The 18,252-nt window shown below is 62.1% G+C and carries 13 protein-coding genes; 5 read left to right on the forward strand and 8 right to left on the reverse strand.

Features of this window, described 5'->3' with window-relative positions; all coding sequences use genetic code 11:
- Window positions 1-31 precede the first annotated feature (31 nt).
- The gene (locus FHR70_RS06195; protein ID WP_183448096.1) at window positions 32-196 is read left to right on the forward strand and encodes a hypothetical protein; all 165 of its coding nucleotides are present in this window, start codon (window positions 32-34) and stop codon (window positions 194-196) included.
- 261 nt (window positions 197-457) lie between these two features.
- Complete coding sequence (locus tag FHR70_RS06200; protein WP_183448098.1) at window positions 458-2,338, forward strand: tetratricopeptide repeat protein; 1,881 nt, start codon at window positions 458-460, stop codon at window positions 2,336-2,338.
- 19 nt (window positions 2,339-2,357) lie between these two features.
- On the opposite strand, the gene FHR70_RS06205 is transcribed toward FHR70_RS06200, so the two are convergent.
- The 3 genes from FHR70_RS06205 to tam form a co-directional block, all read right to left on the reverse strand.
- Window positions 2,358-4,268 carry a CHASE2 domain-containing protein gene (locus tag FHR70_RS06205; RefSeq protein ID WP_183448100.1) on the reverse strand — a complete coding sequence of 637 codons (1,911 nt, stop codon included), beginning with the start codon at window positions 4,266-4,268 and terminating at the stop codon, window positions 2,358-2,360.
- 6 nt (window positions 4,269-4,274) lie between these two features.
- Window positions 4,275-4,787 carry a FecR domain-containing protein gene (locus FHR70_RS06210; protein WP_183448553.1) on the reverse strand — a complete coding sequence of 171 codons (513 nt, stop codon included), beginning with the start codon at window positions 4,785-4,787 and terminating at the stop codon, window positions 4,275-4,277.
- A gap of 175 nt (window positions 4,788-4,962) precedes the next feature.
- Window positions 4,963-5,736, reverse strand: coding sequence for a trans-aconitate 2-methyltransferase (gene tam / locus FHR70_RS06215; RefSeq protein ID WP_183448102.1), 774 nt, complete (start codon window positions 5,734-5,736; stop codon window positions 4,963-4,965).
- A 312-nt stretch (window positions 5,737-6,048) separates the two neighbouring features.
- On the opposite strand from tam, the gene FHR70_RS06220 reads away from it, so the two are divergent.
- Entirely contained in the window at window positions 6,049-6,873 is an 825-nt protein-coding gene (locus tag FHR70_RS06220) for a DUF2189 domain-containing protein (protein WP_183448104.1), read from the forward strand.
- Window positions 6,874-6,930: 57 nt separating this feature from the next.
- Here the strand turns inward: FHR70_RS06220 and FHR70_RS06225 are convergent, their stop codons facing one another.
- The 5 genes from FHR70_RS06225 to FHR70_RS06245 are packed head-to-tail and all read right to left on the reverse strand — an operon-like array spanning window position 6,931 to window position 11,353.
- Window positions 6,931-7,266 carry a cytochrome C oxidase subunit IV family protein gene (locus FHR70_RS06225; RefSeq protein ID WP_183448106.1) on the reverse strand — a complete coding sequence of 112 codons (336 nt, stop codon included), beginning with the start codon at window positions 7,264-7,266 and terminating at the stop codon, window positions 6,931-6,933.
- A gap of 8 nt (window positions 7,267-7,274) precedes the next feature.
- Window positions 7,275-7,997: a heme-copper oxidase subunit III family protein gene (locus FHR70_RS06230; RefSeq protein ID WP_183448108.1), complete on the reverse strand. Its 723-nt coding sequence runs from the start codon at window positions 7,995-7,997 to the stop codon at window positions 7,275-7,277.
- Between the two features lie 14 nt (window positions 7,998-8,011).
- Window positions 8,012-8,716, reverse strand: coding sequence for a cytochrome c oxidase subunit 3 (locus FHR70_RS06235; protein ID WP_183448110.1), 705 nt, complete (start codon window positions 8,714-8,716; stop codon window positions 8,012-8,014).
- The gene (ctaD, locus tag FHR70_RS06240) at window positions 8,709-10,490 is read right to left on the reverse strand and encodes a cytochrome c oxidase subunit I (protein WP_425487848.1); all 1,782 of its coding nucleotides are present in this window, start codon (window positions 10,488-10,490) and stop codon (window positions 8,709-8,711) included. The genes FHR70_RS06235 and ctaD overlap by 8 nt, the downstream gene beginning before the upstream one ends.
- A gap of 35 nt (window positions 10,491-10,525) precedes the next feature.
- Window positions 10,526-11,353 carry a cytochrome c oxidase subunit II gene (locus FHR70_RS06245; protein WP_183448115.1) on the reverse strand — a complete coding sequence of 276 codons (828 nt, stop codon included), beginning with the start codon at window positions 11,351-11,353 and terminating at the stop codon, window positions 10,526-10,528.
- Window positions 11,354-11,972: 619 nt separating this feature from the next.
- Here FHR70_RS06245 and FHR70_RS06250 point away from each other — a divergent pair.
- Window positions 11,973-13,949 (forward strand): autotransporter assembly complex protein TamA, encoded by a 1,977-nt coding sequence (locus tag FHR70_RS06250; RefSeq protein WP_343058735.1) that lies wholly within the window; start codon window positions 11,973-11,975, stop codon window positions 13,947-13,949.
- Window positions 13,949-18,250 carry a translocation/assembly module TamB domain-containing protein gene (locus FHR70_RS06255; RefSeq protein ID WP_183448123.1) on the forward strand — a complete coding sequence of 1,434 codons (4,302 nt, stop codon included), beginning with the start codon at window positions 13,949-13,951 and terminating at the stop codon, window positions 18,248-18,250. The genes FHR70_RS06250 and FHR70_RS06255 overlap by 1 nt, the downstream gene beginning before the upstream one ends.
- The last annotated feature ends 2 nt before the right edge of the window (window positions 18,251-18,252 follow it).

The following is an 18,252-nucleotide window of genomic DNA, read 5'->3' on the forward strand; positions in this document are numbered from 1 at the left end:
CAGTACAAGGGAAGAGCGGAACAAGCTGCCGATGAAACTGGAACGAAAGAACCACTCCCTCGCACCAGACACGAACAACGTTCTGGCTGAACTCGAACGCACGATGGTTGCATCCATTGCGCTGATGAAGCGCCTGCGGCGTGAGAGACGGCGCTCAGATCGCATCGCGCATTCGGTCGATCAGCAAAGCGCCTGAGCAAAGCTGTCAGCATTTCATGGACAGGGGCAATGATCCCCTGTCCCCGCATGCTGCTTTATCCATGTGGATTAGAGCCTGTGGAGGAAGAAGCTCTCTATCTTCAATGTGGCTTCCATTCCTCTATGTTGTAACGATAGTTATTCAGAGAATGACAAAATTCGGCACAGAGATTGTATGATCATTATGTGCCGATGAGCACCGACGCGACGAGCGTTCATCCTTATTCTCCTGCACGCACCAAGGCAGGAGGATCTGTTCATGACGACCTTCGACGCTTACTATCGCCGCCGCTCCTCGCAATCCGCTCTGCTCGCGGCGACGGCCGCTCTGGCGCTCCTTGCAGGAAGTGCCGCTTCTGCTTGTCCTCTGGGCAATCATGACTCTCCGCGGGTTCGCATGCTGCATGCCTTGCAGAAGCCGAACGATCATGGCTCCGGCCACCAGATGTCCCTTGCGCAGCTGCAACCACAAACCAGCACTGTTCAGCCGAAGCGGACTGAGCTTGGCACATACAGCCGCGATCTACCCCATGGCGCTGCAGCGCCCACCTCCGATGCCAAACCCCCGCTCCGGGACAATCTCGGTACTCTCTCCTGGTCGGTGACCAAGGATCCAAGCGGAGAGGCGCAGGCCTATTTCAATCAGGGCTACCGGCTAGGTTGGGGCTTCAATCATGCGGAAGCGGCGCGAGCCTTCCGCGCAGCGCAGGAGCTCGACCCGAATTGCGCCATGTGCCTGTGGGGTGAGGCCTGGGTACTCGGGCCGCATATCAACTACCCGATGGATGCGGACGCGAATGCGCGTGCGCTCACCGTCCTTGAGAAGGCAAGAGGTCTTGCCCCCGCCAGCGGGGACATGCAGATCGCCCTGGTGGAGGCGCTCTCGAAGCGCCACTCGCCTGATTCCAATGCCGATCGCAAAGCTCTGGACCAAGCTTATGCGGATGCCATGGAGGCTGTGCAGGCCCGCTTTCCGAACGATCCGCACATAGCAGTGCTCACGGCGGATGCTCTCATGAATCTCACCCCGTGGGACTATTGGGCCGACGGCGGCAGGACGCCGAAGGGCAAAACTGAAAAGATTGTCACGCTGCTGGAAGGTGTGCTCGGAACGGCGCAGTCTAGTCCGATAGAGCCCAAGCCTGATCACCCCGGTGCTGTGCATCTCTATATCCACACGGTCGAGGCGTCGGACCACCCGGAGCGAGCCGCTCCTCACGCCTCTCGCCTGGAAAGCCTGATGCCAGGGGCGGGGCATCTGGTGCACATGCCGAGCCATATCTGGTACAGGCTTGGACGCTGGCGCGAGAGCCTTGATGCCAATGTGCGTGCGGCAGCGGCCGATGAGGCGCTCGTCAAGGAGGGAGGCGCGAGCCTGCTTTACTCCGAAGCCTATTATGCGCACAACGTTCACTTCCTGATGGTCTCGGCGCTTACGGGTGGTGACGGCAGCACAGCCGTAGAGGCGGCACAGAAGCTCTCGGGCATTGTTTCGGAGCGCGCTCAGCGTGAGGTGCCGTGGACGCAGCCGATAACGGCAGCACCCTACAACGTTCATGCGGTCTTCTCGAAGCCCGAGGACGTGCTTGCCCTGCCGGCGCCGAAGGGTGACTTTCCCTACGTCAAAGCCGCGTGGCACTATGCGCGCGGTGTTGCCTTGGCCCGTCTCGGACGAGCTGATGAAGCCCGCGCGGAGGCAGGTGCCATAGACGCGCTGGCAAAGAGCCCTGAGATCATGGCTCTTCCCGATGCCGGTGTGCCGGGACCGGATGTGCTTTCGATCGCGGTGCATGAGATCGAGGCGCGGATCGCGCAGAATGCCGGCGAACACGCGCAGGCTGCCACCTTGTTCGCGGAGGCTGCGACGATCCAGGACGGGCTGCCTTACATGGAGCCGCCCTACTGGTATTATCCGGTCCATCAATCCCTCGGGGCGGCGCTGATGGCAGAAGGCAAGCCTGCCGAAGCAGCCATGGCGTTCCGTGAAGCGCTGCGGCGCTCGCCAAATAATGGCTGGGCCGCCGCAGGGCTACTGCGTGCAGCCGAGGCACAGGGCGATCAGCCGACGGTCGAGGAAGCCAAGTCCTTGATGCAGAAGAACTGGTTCGGAAACGGCATGCCGGCTCCCGAGCAGCTCTGAACCAGGCGCGTCATGATGGTTAGGACGGGCTCCGGTGGCGTACACCGGAGCCTGAACGCATGTGGCTGAGGCGGCGGTCCCTTCGCCAGAGCCAGACCGGAATGGAACCGGACCGGCCACGGATAGCTGTCGGGAACGTTCCCTCCAGGAGACCGGATTCAAAAACCGAACAGGCGTCGCCCGCTGCACGGTGGAGTTCGTCGCTCAGGGCCACATCGGCATCGTGTGCCGCGGCGACCTCCATCAAGCGGCTCGCCACATTGACCGTATCGCCGATGGCTGTGATGTGCTGATGGCTGTCGCCGCCGAGCCGGGATGCGATGATCTCGCCGAAATGTGCCCCGATCTTAAAGCCGATCCGAGACGCAATCCCATCGGGTAGTCTCGTCATCCATTCTTCCGTTCTCAGGCACAGTCCGACGCAGGCCCCCACCGCGTGGCAGGCGTCCTCAGGCGAGGAATCCGGCAGCCCGAACAGGATCATTGCGCCGTCGCCCATGAAGCTGGCGACGATACCCCGATGGTGCACCGCTTCCTGATCCACGAGAGCATGAAATCCCCTTAGCATCTCGCGAGTTTCGTCGAGGGGCAGGAGCTCACTCAGACCCGTGAAGCCCGACAGATCGATGAAGATCACGGCTGCCTTCTGGCGCACCGGCTTCATGAGAAAAGCGGGATCTTCGGCGAGCCGTTTTGTGAGACTCGGAGGTTGAAAGCGGCGCAGGGTTCTGCTCTGCAGGCTGAGCCTGTCCGCGCGAAGCCGGTCGAGCCAGAGCTCTGCCGCTCCGAAGATCATCGCCGGAGGCAGGGCGGCTAGCAGCGGAAGGGTTGCGCTGAGCCAGATGCCTCGCGTGAAAGCCACGAAGGTCAGGCCGATCCATGCGATTGTGACCACTGTGATAACCGCGAAACCCCAGATGCCGCGATGCCAAGCAAGGAGAAAAACGAACAGAACCGGCAGCAGGATGGCCACGGAGCCGTCGACGAGACGCACACGTCCGCCGCGCACCAATCCGTCGCCCTGCATCAGATGCGCCACTGCCGTCGCCAGAACCTCGACACCCGGCAAGACAGGATCGAAGGGTGTCGGAAAGGCATCGCCGCCTCCCGTTACCGTTGCGCCGATCACGACGATCCGGTCTCGAAACGCATCACCATCCGCTTGGCCGCTCAAGACTTGACTCGCACTGACCGTGCGAATGGTGCCGGCCGGGCCATAGAAGCGGAGGGCAAGTGCATATCCGCCCTCCGTGCCCGTCGCCACATTGCCGATGGCGAGTTTGTCCCCACTGAGAACCGGATCTTGTCCTATGGCAACAGAGACGGTGCGGAGCGGGAATGACGGAATGATCTGAGCGCCTGAGCGGATCAGAAGCGGAATGTGACGGGGTACACCGGACGGATCGGTGGATATGTTCACGACACCAAGTGCCGAGGCGCGGGCCAGAGTCTCGATCGGTAGGAGAAGTCTCTGCACTGTTGGGAGGTCGCCGGGTGCAGTGCCAACAGAGGCGGAAGCGAGTTTCGCACCGCGCTCGAACAGGCCTGCGGCCGCCAGAACGCTCCGCGTCCCGCCGAGTGCTTTTGCCAGCGCAAGATCACCCTCCGTCGGGCCTGGATCCACGAAAAGAATGTCGAGCGCAATGGCCTTGGGACGCATGCGTCCCACGTTCGAGACGAGCTGCGCCATCCTAGTGCGGGGCAGGGGATAGGCGCCGACCTGCTGCACGGTCTCATCATCGATGGCCAGGATCGTGATGCCCTCCGGTGCGGGGCGTGGGCCCTGGATCACAAACCGGAGGTCGATAAAGGGAGCTTCCAGGCGGTCGAGCAGGGAGGAATTGCCCTGCCAGTGCAGGAAGGCCAGTCCTGCTCCCCAGAGACCCGCCAAGGCCGCGGCGATCAGCGGGATGGCAAATCGCCTGCGCATGGTGGCTCAGCGCCCGAGACGGGCGAGGAGGGCGGCGGCGCGGGCAGCGGGCCAGCGCCGCACGACGAGAGGTGAGGTGCCGGCCTCGACATCGACACCCTCTCCAGGCCCGAGGCTGACGCCGCGCGTATTGCCTGAGATCCGCCGCACCGCGACCCGTCCGGTCACCACGAAGACGGAGGTTCTGGCGCCGATCACATCGACAACCCATTGCGTGCCACGCACGGCCGCGATGGCCTGCGGCGTCATGATCTGAAATCCCTGTCGCGCCGATTGTGCCGGCGCATCAATGAGGATGGCGCGGCCCTGCAGGTTCACGGCATCGGGCTGACCGTCCCTGTTCTGATCCACGAGATTGTAGGCTGCTCCCGCTTCAGCCTCGATAGTGAGGCCATCCCGGCAGCGCAGGATCTGTCGTTGCGGCGCTGTAGCCGTCTGGAGCACGCAGCCGATTCCTTGAGCCCGGGCAGCCTCGCTTGAGGGTAGATGGAACAGAGTGCCCAGGAGGACGAGCCGCATCGCAGCAAGGGGAATTGCCCAGCGGCTTGTCCGGCTCCGTGTCATCGTCGTTCTCCGCTGCCGAAGGATTGATTGTTGTCCTGAACGGCCCAAAGATGCCTATGAATCATAGTATGGAGGACGGGAGAGAGCCAGCGATGTGCCGGATGTCACCCTTCAGAGTTCGTGGCAGCCCTCACTGTCGTTGAGCGACGAAGAACAGACGCGGAAAGCGCAGGAGAACCTTGCCATCGGCTTGCCCCGGATATGCCATTGCAATCTCTGCGTGGTACCGGTCCAGGTATGCGGTTTGCTCCTCCGGGGAAAGGGGATCGAGATAAGGCCTCAACCCCGTTCCCTTGAGCCACTCGACGATGGCTGCCGCGTCCGCCAGGAGATGAACATAGGTCGTCTGCCAGATGTCAACCGAGCATCCCGCCTGAAGCAGCCAGGAATAGTAGTCCTCAAAGGATCCGATCTTCTCACGGGACACGGATGCAGTTTCGAGTTTCTCCGCCCAGGGTCCCTCCTGCACCATCTTCCGCATGAGTGTATGCGAGGGCTCCTGCAGGTTGTTGGGCATCTGGACCCCGAGGCATCCCCCTGGTGTCAGGAACGATGCGAGCCGTGCGAGCAGGCGCGGGTGATCCGGCAGCCATTGCAGAACGGCATTGGCGAAGATCAGATCGTAGCGCTCGTCCGGTTCCCAAGCCGCAATGTCCGCCTCCTGGAAGCTTACCCCCGGCAAACGTGCTCTCGCTTTGGCGAGCATGTCGGGGGAGGTGTCGAGGCCGAGCACGCGTGCGTCCGGGTAGCGGTTGGCGATCAACTCCGTACTGTTTCCGGGGCCGCAGCCGATGTCGACGGCGCTACGGATCTCTTCCAGAGGAATACGTCTGATGAGGTCGATTGCAGGCCGTGTCCGCTCGTCCTCGAATTTCAGGTATTGTCCGGCATTCCAATCTGCCAATGGCGGCCTCATCATTCTAAGGGGCACAGGATGTGTGCCGGACTAGGTTCTCGGTCTGACAAGCCAAGCATGAGGTTGATGAGAAGTACAAGAGTAAGTTTTTGAACACCGCTGGTGCGGTTAATGCTGCACTGCGCAACCCAATTCATGAGAATGGACCCGCTATTTCTGCCATATTAAGAATCCATTCAAGGGCGACATTCTCCTTGTTCACGGCTATACTCATTGCATAGGTTACGGCTAAGCGTGACCGCCGCATTGCCACGCATGGCCTGATCTCAACTGCCAAGGTTCAACCCTGGAGGAGCGGTTATGGCCCATTTCCACATTGTCGCCGGTGCCACGGAGACCCCGGCCCACCCGGTTGTCAGGAAGATTACACCCGACGATCTGAAGGAGGCGTTGGCGAGAGGGTTCGATGATTTCTGGGCAATGCCGTCCCATCTCGTCTTTCTCGGGCTGATCTATCCTATCATCGGTGTGTGCCTCGCAGCATTGACGTTCAGCAATAATGCGCTGCCGCTGCTCTATCCGCTGGCCTCGGGCTTTGCCCTTGTGGGTCCCTTCGCGGCGATCGGCCTTTACGAGATCAGCCGGCGGCGGGAGCTTGGTCTCACCACCACTTGGCAGGATGCCTTCGACGTCCTCAAGTCGCCGTCGATTCCTTCGATCGCCGCGCTCGGGGTGGTGCTGCTTGTGATCTTCCTCGTGTGGCTGACATCGGCGCGCATGCTGTACCAGTCCATCTTCGGCTACGAGGTGCCCGCATCTTACTCGCAATTCGTCAACCAGGTGCTCGCAACCTCCGAGGGCATGAGGCTGATCGTCATCGGCAACATTCTCGGCTTCTGTTTCGCCGTTGCGGTTTTGAGCATCAGCGTGATCTCGTTCCCACTTCTTCTCGACCGGGACGTGGGGGTGGCAGTGGCGATCTATACGTCGATCAAGGCCGTGGCGATGAACCCGATCACGATGGCTCTGTGGGGATTGATTGTGGCGGCTGGGCTCCTTATCGGATCGATCCCGCTCTTCGTGGGGCTCGCCATTGTCATGCCGGTGCTCGGCCACGCGACCTGGCATCTGTACCGCCGGGTGGTTGAACCTCCCCATCCTGACGAGGCTCATCCCGTGACATAGGTCACGCGTAGTTGACGGCTGAAGGCGGTCCTGAGAATGGGATCGCCTTTTTGCTGCTCAAGTGCTTGGTCCAAAAGATGAGACTCTGGAGAGAAGCGTGTGATCCGACTCCAGCACCATGATCGCCACAAAAACCAGCACGGCACTGACGGGCACCAGGATGGCATACACCAGGGAAAGGCGTTCCCAGGCCATGTGCATGAAGACGGCCACGATAAGTCCGGCCTTCAGCATCATGAACAGCATGATGAGCGAGTATCTCAGCAGTCCCTGAAGCTGGAAGTAGTCGACGAAGTACGAGCAGGCGCTTAAGATAAACAGCCAGACCCAGACCACGAGGTAGAGCTTGATCGGATGTTGCTGTCCCTGTGTGTGGGCGGATGCCTGTGCCATGATCGTGCTCACCAGAGGTAGAAGAAGGCGAAAATGAAGACCCAAACCAAATCGACGAAGTGCCAGTAGAGGCCCATGATCTCGACTGACTCGTAGTTCCCTCGGCGGCTTGTGAAGAAGCCGCGTTGCTCCTGATCGTAATCGCCCCGCCAGACCTTTCTGGCAATGATCAGGAGGAACAGCACGCCGAAGCTCACATGGGTGCCGTGAAAGCCCGTGATCATGAAGAAGCTTGATCCGAACTGCGCCGCTCCCCACGGATTGGCCCAGGGGCGCACCCCCTCATGGATCAGCTTGGACCACTCGAAGGCCTGCATGCCCACGAAGGTCGCTCCAAGCAGGGCCGTCACGAGCATCAGGATCGCGGTCTTTCGGCGGTCGCGACGATAGGCGAAGTTCACCGCCATGGCCATGGTGCCGCTGCTGCTGATCAGCACGAAGGTCATGATGGCGATAAGGATGAGCGGGAGGCTGGTGCCTCCGATGGTCAGGGCAAAGACTTCGCTCGGGTTGGGCCATGGTACGGTCGTGGACATACGTGCCGTCATGTAGGAGATTAGGAAACAGCTGAACACGAAGGTGTCGCTGAGGAGAAAGATCCACATCATGGCCTTTCCCCAGGAGACATTCCTGAAAGCCTGCCGGTCTGAGGAGAAGTCGGCTGTGATGCTTCGCAGGCCCGAAGCCTCGGGGTAGGTGTGGGTTGTGTGCGTCACAGCTTGTTCCGCCATGGGCATAGACTCTCTCACGTCAGCAACTGCCGACATATATCCACGAACTCGCCTGCCCAGCCCGTCCAGATGCTCAGGAGAACGAGCCAGAGGATAAGCAGGAAGTGCCAATACGTGGCGCAAAGCTCAACCGGCAGGAGCAATTGCTCAGTTGCAGGCACACGCCACACTTTCTCAGTGGTACGGGCCAATGCCACCAACCCGCCCAGGAGATGCAGGCCGTGCGCTCCGGTCAGGATGTAGAAGAAGTCATTGGCCGGGTTGGCGGTGAGGCGATAGCCTTCGCCCACCAACTGCTGCCAGGCAACGAGCTGTCCCGACAGGAAGGCCAGGGCCGCGATACCGGCAGCAATCAGGCTCGCTTTGAGTTCGGTTCTCTCGCCACGACGCACAGCGACCGTCGCGCCATGAAGTGCGATGCTGCTCAAGGCAAGCATTGCGGTGTTGAGCCAGAGGATTGGCGGGAGGGGCAAGGTTCGCCAATCCGGGAGCTGCATGCGCATAACATAGGCGCTGATGAAAAGCGCGAAGAAGGAGCCGATGACGGCCAGGAGCACACGCAGCCCGATAGTTGCAGGATGAGTCGATTGAACAGGCAGGCCCGGTAGAACGGCTGTTTCTCCCTGCTCCAGCCATGGCTTGGATGCCAAGCCCTGCCGCGAGAGCCACCATGTCGCGAGGATCGCCAGGATGCTCAGGAAGAACAGGATGCTACCCATGGCCGGCTCCCGATGTCCGTGTGGGCCACGGCTGGTTTTGAGCTATGAAATCCTGATCGGCTCCCGGTACACTGTAGTCATAGGCCCAGCGATAGACGACGGGCAGGTGTCTGCCCCAATTGCCGTGAGGCGGTGGTGTCTCGGGCGTCTGCCATTCCAAGGTGGTGGCGCGCCAGGGATTGCCGCCGGCCTCCCTGCCGTGACGCAGGCTCCAGAAGAGATTGAAGACAAATACCAGCTGGATGGCGCCGACAATCAACGCCATGATGGTGATGAAGGCATTAAGTGTGTGCGCCGAGGGAGGCACGAAGGCCATATCGGCGATGTCATGGTACCGGCGCGGGATTCCCATGAGGCCGAGATAATGCATGGGGAAGAAGATCGCGTAGGCGCCGAGGAACGTAACCCAGAAATGGAGCTTGCCGAGCCCATCATTCAGCATGCGTCCGGTTACCTTCGGATACCAATGGTAGATCGCGCCGAAGATCACCAGAATGGGGGCAACGCCCATGACCATATGGAAATGCGCGACGACGAACATGGTGTCAGAGAGTGGCACATCCACGACCACGTTGCCGAGGAAGAGTCCGGTCAGGCCGCCATTCACGAAAGTGACGATAAAGGCGAGCGCGAACAGCATGGGGATGGTCAGGTGGATATCGCCCCGCCAGAGGGTGAGGATCCAGTTGTAGACCTTGATCGCTGTTGGAATGGCGATGATCAGCGTGGTGGTGGCGAAGAAGAACCCGAAATAGGGGTTCATGCCGCTCACATACATGTGGTGCGCCCACACGACGAAGCTCAGCGCCCCGATAGCCAGCAGTGCCCAGACCATCATCCGGTAGCCGAAGATGTTGCGTCGCGCATGGGTGCTGATCAGGTCCGACACGATGCCGAAGGCCGGCAGGGCGACGATGTAGACCTCTGGGTGCCCGAAGAACCAGAAGAGATGCTGGAAGAGCAGGGGACTGCCGCCGTTGCGGTCCAGGGGCTGTCCCATCTCGACAATGGCCGGCATGAAGAAGCTGGTGCCGAGCGCCCGGTCGAACAGCATCATTACGGCGCCGACGAACAGGGCCGGGAAGGCGAGCAGCGCCATGAAGCTGGCCGTGAAAATGCCCCAGACGGTGAGCGGCATGCGCATCAGGGTCATGCCGCGCGCGCGCGCCTGCAGAACCGTCACCACGTAGTTCAGGCCCCCCATGGTGAAGCCGATGATGAACACCATCAGCGACACGAGCATCATGATGATCCCCCAGTCCTGGCCACCCGGTGTCCCTGACGTGATGGCCTGTGGAGGGTAAAGCGTCCAGCCGGCTCCTGTGGGGCCGCCCGGCGCGAAGAAGCTCGCCACGAGGATGAGAACCGCCAGGAGATAGATCCAGAAGCTCAGCATGTTGACATAGGGAAAGACCATGTCGCGGGCGCCGATCATCAGCGGGATGAGGTAATTGCCGAAGCCGCCGAGAAAGAGCGCGGTGAGCACATAGACCACCATCATCATGCCGTGCATGGTGATGAACTGGTAATAGGCATTGGCGTCGATGAAGGTGAAGACGCCGGGAAACCCCAACTGCAGACGCATCAGCCATGACAGGACGAGGGCGACAAGACCGACGGAGAGAGCGACGAACGCGTATTGGATGGCGATAATCTTCGCGTCCTGGCTGAAGACGTACTTCGTCACCCAGCTGTGCGGATGATAGAGCTCGACATCCTCGACATCGGGCGCTGCAACCACTCCTGTGGACCCAAGTGGGACATCAACCATCAGAATGTTCTCCCCGGCAGCTCTCGCTTCCTCTTCGATCAATCAGGCATGACGGTTCCATTCCTGATGCCCGGTGTCAGGTGCGCGAAGCTCTTCGACGCCTGTTCCTGCAGCCATGCCTGATATTCGCTCTCTTCCTGAACGATGACCTTCCCGCGCATCTGCGGGTGTCCGACGCCGCAGAGCTCGGCGCAGAGGATCTCGAAGGTCCCGGTTCTCGTCGGGGTGAACCAGATGTAGGAGATCTGTCCGGGCACCAGATCCATCTTCGCCCGAAACTCCGGCACATAGAAGTCGTGCAGCACATCGGGAGAGCGCAGGAGAGCCTTGACCGGTTTGTTGACCGGCAGATGCAGTTCTCCGCCTTCGATGACCATATCGTCCTGCGACTTCGGATCATCGCGGTTCAGGCCGAGCGGATTATCCGGGCTGATCAGGCGTGTGTCGGTTGTGGCGAGCTGCCCGTCCGGCCCGGGCAGCCTGAAGCTCCATTGCCATTGCTGGCCGAAGATTTCGATGTCGGTTGCGTCGTCGGGCACAGTGATGAACCGCTGCCACACGAAGAGGCCGGGCGTCAGCATGGCGGCGACGCCGACACCCGTTACGATGGTCAGCCACCATTCCAGACGCTTGTTCTCAGGCTCATAATGGGCTTGCCGTCCTTCCTGATGGCGAAAGCGGTAAACACAATAGGCCATGAAGAGGATGACGGCGACGAAGACCGCGCCCGTGATCCAGAAGGTGATGATGATCGTATCATCGATGTAGCGCCAGTTCGATGCAATCGGCGTCCACCACCAGGGACTGACGAGGTGGAAGACCACTGAACCGACAGCGACAAGAACGAGTATGAGCGCTACAGCCATTCCTCACCATCCTTGCCTTGAGCAGGCTGCGGATCTGAAGCAGAAGGCGCAACTCTATTTTGCGTCGTAGCTATGTTTTGATTGAGACACGACAAAAGAAGCCACAACCAAAACGCATTCAACAATCATCTTCGGCTGTGAGGCGGCTGCTCAATACATGCAGCAGCTTCATAATTGCCTGCAGCAGCCGTGAAAAATTACACCTGTTGGATTTGGCGGTCAATCAGGCTTGGCCATCGGGGGTATGAAGCAGCGACGGAGAGTGCCTTTGTTTCACATGAAACAACAGCGCGTAAGCGGGATCGCATATCTCAAAATAAAGGCATTCACATAAAGTGGCTAAATAGCGGCAACATTTCGTCAGATCTAGGGATGTATGCTGCAGTAGATCTTTATTCTGTGGATCTGACCGAGGCACATGATGTGGATCTTTTCCTCACAGCGCGCCTTTGCCGACGTCTCTCATCCACAATTAACCTGAATTCGTCTGGCCGGGGTTTTGCCGCTAAGGAAACTATGATTAGGTACGCGCCTGACGAACCTCAACAGATCGCAACATAGTCTCTGAGAACACTGGGCGTGCTGCGAGATCAAGAACCAGTTCCGTATCAGGGAGAGAGTGCCTCAAGTGCTGTGGCTGAGCACCATTCGAAGGATAGCGTTTCTCTTCCTGGTAGGCGTTCTGTTCAGTGGACTGCCATCCAAGCATGCCGTCGCGTTCGATCTCTTCGGATGGTTTCGCGGCAGCGATGAGCCGCCGGCTCCGAGCGCTGATGCTCTGCCCTATTCTCTGGATTACACCATCGGCGACGCCAAGAAGGGACTTGAGCAGACCCTGAAGGATGCCTCGACGCTGCAGAGCCTCCAGTCGGATCCTCCACCCGATGCCGCAGCCCTGGTCGCCCGGGCACAGGCCGATCTGCCGCGCCTGATCGATGCGCTCTGGGGGGCGGGGTATTATAACGCCCGCGTGGCGATCAACGTCGCGGGCGTGCCTCTGATGCTGCAGTCCTCGCGTACTGAGGCTGCAGCGCGCGCAGTCGCAGGGTACCGGGCGCGAGCTCTCGTCCCTGTCCAGATCATTGCGGATCCCGGACCTCAATTCGCCCTCCGGGATGTGGCCGTTCTGGACGCACGCTCAGGACGCCCATTCCCGCCTGGTGAGCTTCCGCCGCGTGTCGTGCAGATCAAGCCGGGCGATCCGGCGCGCTCGGCCGATATCCTGGCCGCCGAAGCGCAGATCGTCGATTATTTTCGTTCGGAGTCCCGCCCCTTCGCCAAGGTGGAGCGGCGTGACCCCGTGGTGTTCCACCCCGCACAAGCGATGGATGTGAGCCTTGCGGTCAATCCGGGGCCACGCGCGGGCATAGGCCCTATCACGATCCAGGGAGCCGAGGGCGTCGACCCTGCCGTGGTGCGTTCCTTCATCTACACCGAGCCGGGTAATCCCTACTCGCCTGCGGAACTGGCCTCCATGCGCAAGTCGATCTCCCAGATCGAAGCGCTCTCGTCCGTTCGCATCCGGGAAGCGGAAACCCTCGATGCCTATGGCAACCTTCCGCTCTTCGTGGAACTCACCGAGCGTCCACCGCGTATCATCGGGGCATCGGCCCAGTATTCAACGACGGACGGGCCGGCGCTCAGGGCCTATTGGGCCCATCGCAACTTGTTCGGCGGCGCCGAGAGGCTGAGGCTCGAAGGCAATCTTTTCTACCTGACCGAGGATGGCGGCCAGCCGGACCGGGACGATGGTTTCACATGGGACAATCTCGGCGGCCGTTTCCGCGCGAGCTTCCTGAAGCCGGCTCTCTGGGGAACCCGCAACGACCTGCTTGTCGATGCTCTCGTGGAACGCGACCGCACGGAGGGCTATACCAGCCGCCTCGTCAACGCGACGGCAGCCATCCGTCACCGCTTCAGCGAGACATTCTCGATCCAGGGCGGCATCGAATACGAACGGGGGCAGACCTCGGACATTCTCGGGCAGATCGACTACACCCTGGTCGGGCTGCCTCTTTCATTGAGTTACGATTCCACCGATAACGCGCTTAATCCCACAGAAGGCATCAGGCTGATCGCCTCGGTAACTCCTTATCCGGAGTTTCTCGGCTCCTCCGTTCCGATCACGGTCGCCCGGGGGACTGCGTCGGCCTATTATTCGCTGGACGAGGAGTCCCGCTACGTGCTGGCCGGGCGCATCGGCCTCGGCTCCATCGTGGGGGCGGATCTCGACGAGATCCCCGCCAATCGCCGGTTCTTTGCGGGTGGCGGCGGCTCTGTGCGCGGCTATACATATAAGTCTCTGAGCCCAAGCTTCGACGGCGAGCCAATCGGCGGCCGGAGCCTGCTGGAGGCCTCGCTCGAGGCCCGCATCAAGATCACCGACACGATCGGCATCGTGCCCTTTGTCGATGCCGGCACCGCCTTCGAGTCGAGCTATCCGGATTTCGATGAGCGCATCCGCATCGGCGCCGGGCTGGGCCTTCGCTACTATACGGGGATTGGCCCCATTCGCCTGGACGTTGCGATCCCGGTCAATCGGGAACAAGGCGATCCGACCTATGCCATCTATGTCGGAATCGGGCAGGCCTTCTGATGAAAAAGCCAATCCGCTCCCTTGCCCTCCTGACAGTCTTTCTCGCCGCGGCGCTGGTCGCCTCCTGGTTTCTTGTCTCGCGGCCAAGCCAGGCGCAGAGTGACCAGGGCGTGCTGGCCAGCCTGATTTCGCGCCTTCTCTCCACGCCGACCACCCGGGTCAGCATCGGCAGCATTGAGGGCGCACTCTCCTCCAATGCCGTCATCCGCGACGTGCGCATCGCGGATCGGAATGGCGTGTGGCTCAATCTCGATCGCGCCAATCTCGTCTGGAGCCGGACGGCGCTCCTGCGCGGGCGCCTGCAGGTCGACGAACTCACCGTTGGCCGTCTCCAGATCCAACGCCGGCCGTTACCGGCCGAGGAGGATGCGCCGGTCTCCGACGAGCCGATTCTCCCTGAACTGCCAGTACGGGTTATCGTCGACCGCTTTGCTTTGCAGGAACTGGTGCTCGGCGAGCCGGTGCTGGGCACCGAGGCGCGGCTTTCGGCGGCAGGCTCCGCGCAGATCGGAAATCCCTCGGAAGGTCTCGATCTGACCTTCGCGGCTCAGCGTCTCGATGCGCCAGGGCAGCTGTCGATCGATCTCAACTACGTGCCGCAGACCAACCGTCTCTCGCTCGATTTGACGCACCAGGAGCCTGCGGGCGGGATCGCGGCCCGGCTTCTGGAGCTTCCCGGCCTGCCGCCCGTCGACCTGAAGCTCGCGGGGCAGGGGCCTCTGAGCAACTTCGCGGCGCGGCTCGATTTTGCCGCCGGTCCCACGATCGGAGCTGCGGGCACGACCACGGTGCGGCGCACGAATGCCGCCTACGACCTGAATGTGGACTTGGCCGCCCGGATCGAAGGGCTGCTGCCGGCGCCGGTCGCACCCGTGTTCAGCGGCACCACGCAGCTCGTCGGCAATGTGAGCGTCGCCGATGACGGAGGCATACGCTTCCAGCCGGTTCAGATCACGTCGAATGTCGCCCGCTTCGACATGAGCGGCACAATCAGCTCCAGTCAGGTTCTCGACATCCGTCTCAATGCCCGTGCCCTCCCGACGGATGGCAGCAGAACACGCGCCGGTGCGGCGGAGATCGCCCGGCTCAACTTCGACGGGACTGTGCAGGGTCCGCTGACAGCACCGCGCGTCAACGGCACCCTGGATGCCGCCGAGGTGCGTCTGCCAGAAGGCTCCCTCGATGCGCTCAACGCCCGTCTGACCATGAACCCCGTGGAGGGCATCTCCCCTCCGGACCGGTTCTCCTTCGCGATCGACGCCAATGCTAGCGGGATCCGCCCTGCCGATCAGGCGCTGGCGCGCGCAATCGGGCCAACCCTGGCGGTGACCTCTCGTGGCTCCTTCGATCTGGAGGGTGTTGCCAGCGTGGAGACCGCGCGCATCGAGACATCGACCGCGCGGGCGAGCTTCACCGGCCGGGTCGGATCGACGGTCCTCGACGGTACGCTGGATGCAAGTATTCCGGCGCTGGCCCCGTTCTCAGGCATGGCCGGGCGCACGTTGCGAGGCTCGGCGGATCTTAACGCTCGGCTGACCGGCAACCCGCGGCGCTACGACATGGCGGCAGCCGTCGATGCGAGGCTCCGCGAGCTTTCGACCGGAATACCGGCTATCGACGGTCTTCTGGGACGCACAGTCACGGCTATAGGCACGCTCCGCCGCATCCCGAATGGGTTCGCCTTCAACGACTTCCGCATCGATGGAGCGCATCTCGATGCGCGCGTGGACGGGCAGGCCACGCAATCGGCTGCGAACCTGGGTCTCGACATCACCGTCGATGAGTTGAGGCGTGTGGACGAGCGTATCACCGCAGGCCGGGCCAGCGTTGCGGCGCGCCTGACGGGCTCGCTCGAACGGCCGGATCTGACCGGCACCGCGACGCTCACCAATGTCCGCGCGCTCGGCCGCTCCATCCCGCGTCTTGCCCTCGATCTCAATGCCCGCGACGTAACCGGTGCACTCGACGCAGCTCTCACACTGGAGGGCCAAGTCGATGACAAGCCGGCCACAGGTTCCCTGCATCTGGCGAAGCCACCCGAGGGTGGATGGCTGCTCGACCGGCTCGATCTCGACATCGGATCGGTGGCGCTCAATGGAAATCTCCGCCTGGATCGCGATCAGCTGGCCCAGGGCGAGATCTCCCTTTCTGGCAGCGACTTCGACGATCTTTCACCACTGATGCTCACAAAACTTGATGGGGCGCTCGATGCCGTCGTGTCGCTCAGCGCGCAGGGTGGGCGACAGGACGTGCGGGTCACCGCACGAGGAGCGCGCTTCGCCGTAACCGATGTCGCCGTGCGCGACTTCGACACGCGGCTCGCGATTCAGGATCTTTACCGGCGCCCCATGATCGATGGCTCCGTCTCCGCAGCCTCGGTGACAGCCGGCGGCCAGACCTACCGGGATGTGCGTCTCATAGCAGAAGGCACGCCCGAAGCCTCGCGCTTCACCGCCTCAGCGACGGGGCAGGGATTCGATCTCGATGCGCAGGGTCGCGTCGTGCCGGGTGATGCAATCCGAATCGAGCTGGCCTCCTTTGCGGCCCGCCGTGGCGGCAGGCGCCTGGCCTTGGCTCAGCCGGCCACCATCACGCTGCAGAATGGCTCTGTTGCTCTTTCCAATGTCGTGATCGCGGCCGACCAGGGACGTGTCGCCTTATCCGGCACCATTGGTGACAGGCTCGATCTCAACGTCGACATCGGCAATCTGCCGCTCCAGACGGCCGAGATCGTCGTACCAAACCTTGGTCTCGCCGGTATAGCCAACGGCAGTGCCGCGATTACTGGAACCACGAGCAATCCAAGCGGCACCTATCGCCTTACTCTGTCTGGCCTCGCGACCGCACAGACCCGGCAGGCAGGATTGCCGCCGCTCGGCATCGAGGCGCAGGGCCGGTTGGCCGATCAGCGCATCGGTGTGGACGCGCGCGTCACCGCCGGGCGCGCCGGCACCTTCCAGGTGTCCGGCAGCGTTCCGATCGAGGCAACCGATGAGCTTGCGCTCAGGGTTTCGGGGCGCACCGACCTCGCCATCGCGAACACGTTTCTCTCGACCTCCGGCCAGCGTCTCACCGGTGCGGCCAATCTGGATCTCACTATTGCCGGAACGACGGCCGATCCTCGTGTTCAAGGGAGTGTTGTCATCGCGAATGGCAGCTTCTCCGATGCGCTGCAGGGCATCCAGCTCAACGGCATTGCCGGGCGGCTTTCCGCGCGCGGGCAGGTGCTCGTCATCGAGAGCCTGACGGCGCAGACGCCGAACGGCGGCTCTCTGGCGGCCCGAGGGCAGGTGACCATTGATCCGGCGGCAGGTTTCCCTGGGGAGATCAGGATCAGCGGCAGCCGGGCTCAGCTCGTTTCCAACGAAACCGTGGAGGCGAGCGCCGATTTGGACCTGACCCTTTCGGGGCCTCTGACCAGCCGGCCACGTGCGGCAGGGCGCATCGACATCATCACGATGAATGTCTCAGTGCCGGATCGTCTGCCGACGACCCTGCGTCCATTGCCTGGAACGAAGCATGTGCGCCCCACGCCGACGGCTGCGGCGCGTCTTGCCCTGGCGCAGAGGCGGCAATCCGCCTCGGCCAGGGGCACGCCCTTCAGGGCCGATCTCGATTTGACGTTGACCGCGCAGAACCGCATCTTCGTGCGGGGGCGGGGCATCAATGCCGAACTCGGTGGCGACCTGAGACTGCAGGGCACGACGCAGGATCCCATCGCCATCGGGGCTTTCGAACTGCGCCGCGGACGCTTCGATCTTCTGGGGCAGAGGATTGACTTCGTGCGCGGCCGCCTGGATTTCACCGGCGATCTCACGCCGTCACTCGATTTCCTGGCCGAGACCCAGGCCGGGGACGTCACGGCACGCATTGCGGTCACCGGGCCGGCCTCGAGCCCCGAATTCGCGTTTAGCTCCAGCCCCGACCTGCCGCAGGACGAGGTGCTCTCGCGCGTCCTGTTCCAGAAGCCCTCCGGCGGCCTCTCGGCCGGGCAGGCCCTGCAGCTTGCGCAGGCCGTGGCGCAGCTCTCCGGCGGCTCCGGCAACGATGCCTTCGAGCGTCTGCGCCGCTCGCTGGGAGTCGACAGCCTCGATATCACGGTCGGTGCTGGCGGTGGGCCGGGGGTCGGTGTCTCGCGCTACATCAGCGACAACGTTCGCGTGGGTGTGCGGGCTGGCGCCCGACCCGAGGAGAGCGGTGTCACGGTCGATATCGACCTGACGCGGCGTCTCAAGGCTCAGGGCGAGGTGAATGCCGAAGGCGGCACCTCCGTCGGTCTCGGGTTCGAGTTGGAATATTGAAG

This window comes from Microvirga lupini, assembly GCF_014191055.1.
Classification (GTDB): domain Bacteria; phylum Pseudomonadota; class Alphaproteobacteria; order Rhizobiales; family Beijerinckiaceae; genus Microvirga; species Microvirga lupini_A.

Excerpts from the sequence above, each read along its gene's own strand:
- FHR70_RS06220 (WP_183448104.1), top strand. The coding sequence starts at position 6,049 with ATGGCCCATTTCCACATTGTCGCCGGTGCCACGGAGACCCCGGCCCAC.
- FHR70_RS06235 (WP_183448110.1), bottom strand. The coding sequence starts at position 8,716 with ATGGGTAGCATCCTGTTCTTCCTGAGCATCCTGGCGATCCTCGCGACA.
- FHR70_RS06205 (WP_183448100.1), bottom strand. The coding sequence starts at position 4,268 with ATGCGCAGGCGATTTGCCATCCCGCTGATCGCCGCGGCCTTGGCGGGT.
- FHR70_RS06195 (WP_183448096.1), top strand. The coding sequence starts at position 32 with ATGAAACTGGAACGAAAGAACCACTCCCTCGCACCAGACACGAACAAC.
- FHR70_RS06245 (WP_183448115.1), bottom strand. The coding sequence starts at position 11,353 with ATGGCTGTAGCGCTCATACTCGTTCTTGTCGCTGTCGGTTCAGTGGTC.
- FHR70_RS06210 (WP_183448553.1), bottom strand. The coding sequence starts at position 4,787 with ATGCGGCTCGTCCTCCTGGGCACTCTGTTCCATCTACCCTCAAGCGAG.
- FHR70_RS06255 (WP_183448123.1), top strand. The coding sequence starts at position 13,949 with ATGAAAAAGCCAATCCGCTCCCTTGCCCTCCTGACAGTCTTTCTCGCC.
- FHR70_RS06225 (WP_183448106.1), bottom strand. The coding sequence starts at position 7,266 with ATGGCACAGGCATCCGCCCACACACAGGGACAGCAACATCCGATCAAG.
- FHR70_RS06230 (WP_183448108.1), bottom strand. The coding sequence starts at position 7,997 with ATGGCGGAACAAGCTGTGACGCACACAACCCACACCTACCCCGAGGCT.
- FHR70_RS06200 (WP_183448098.1), top strand. The coding sequence starts at position 458 with ATGACGACCTTCGACGCTTACTATCGCCGCCGCTCCTCGCAATCCGCT.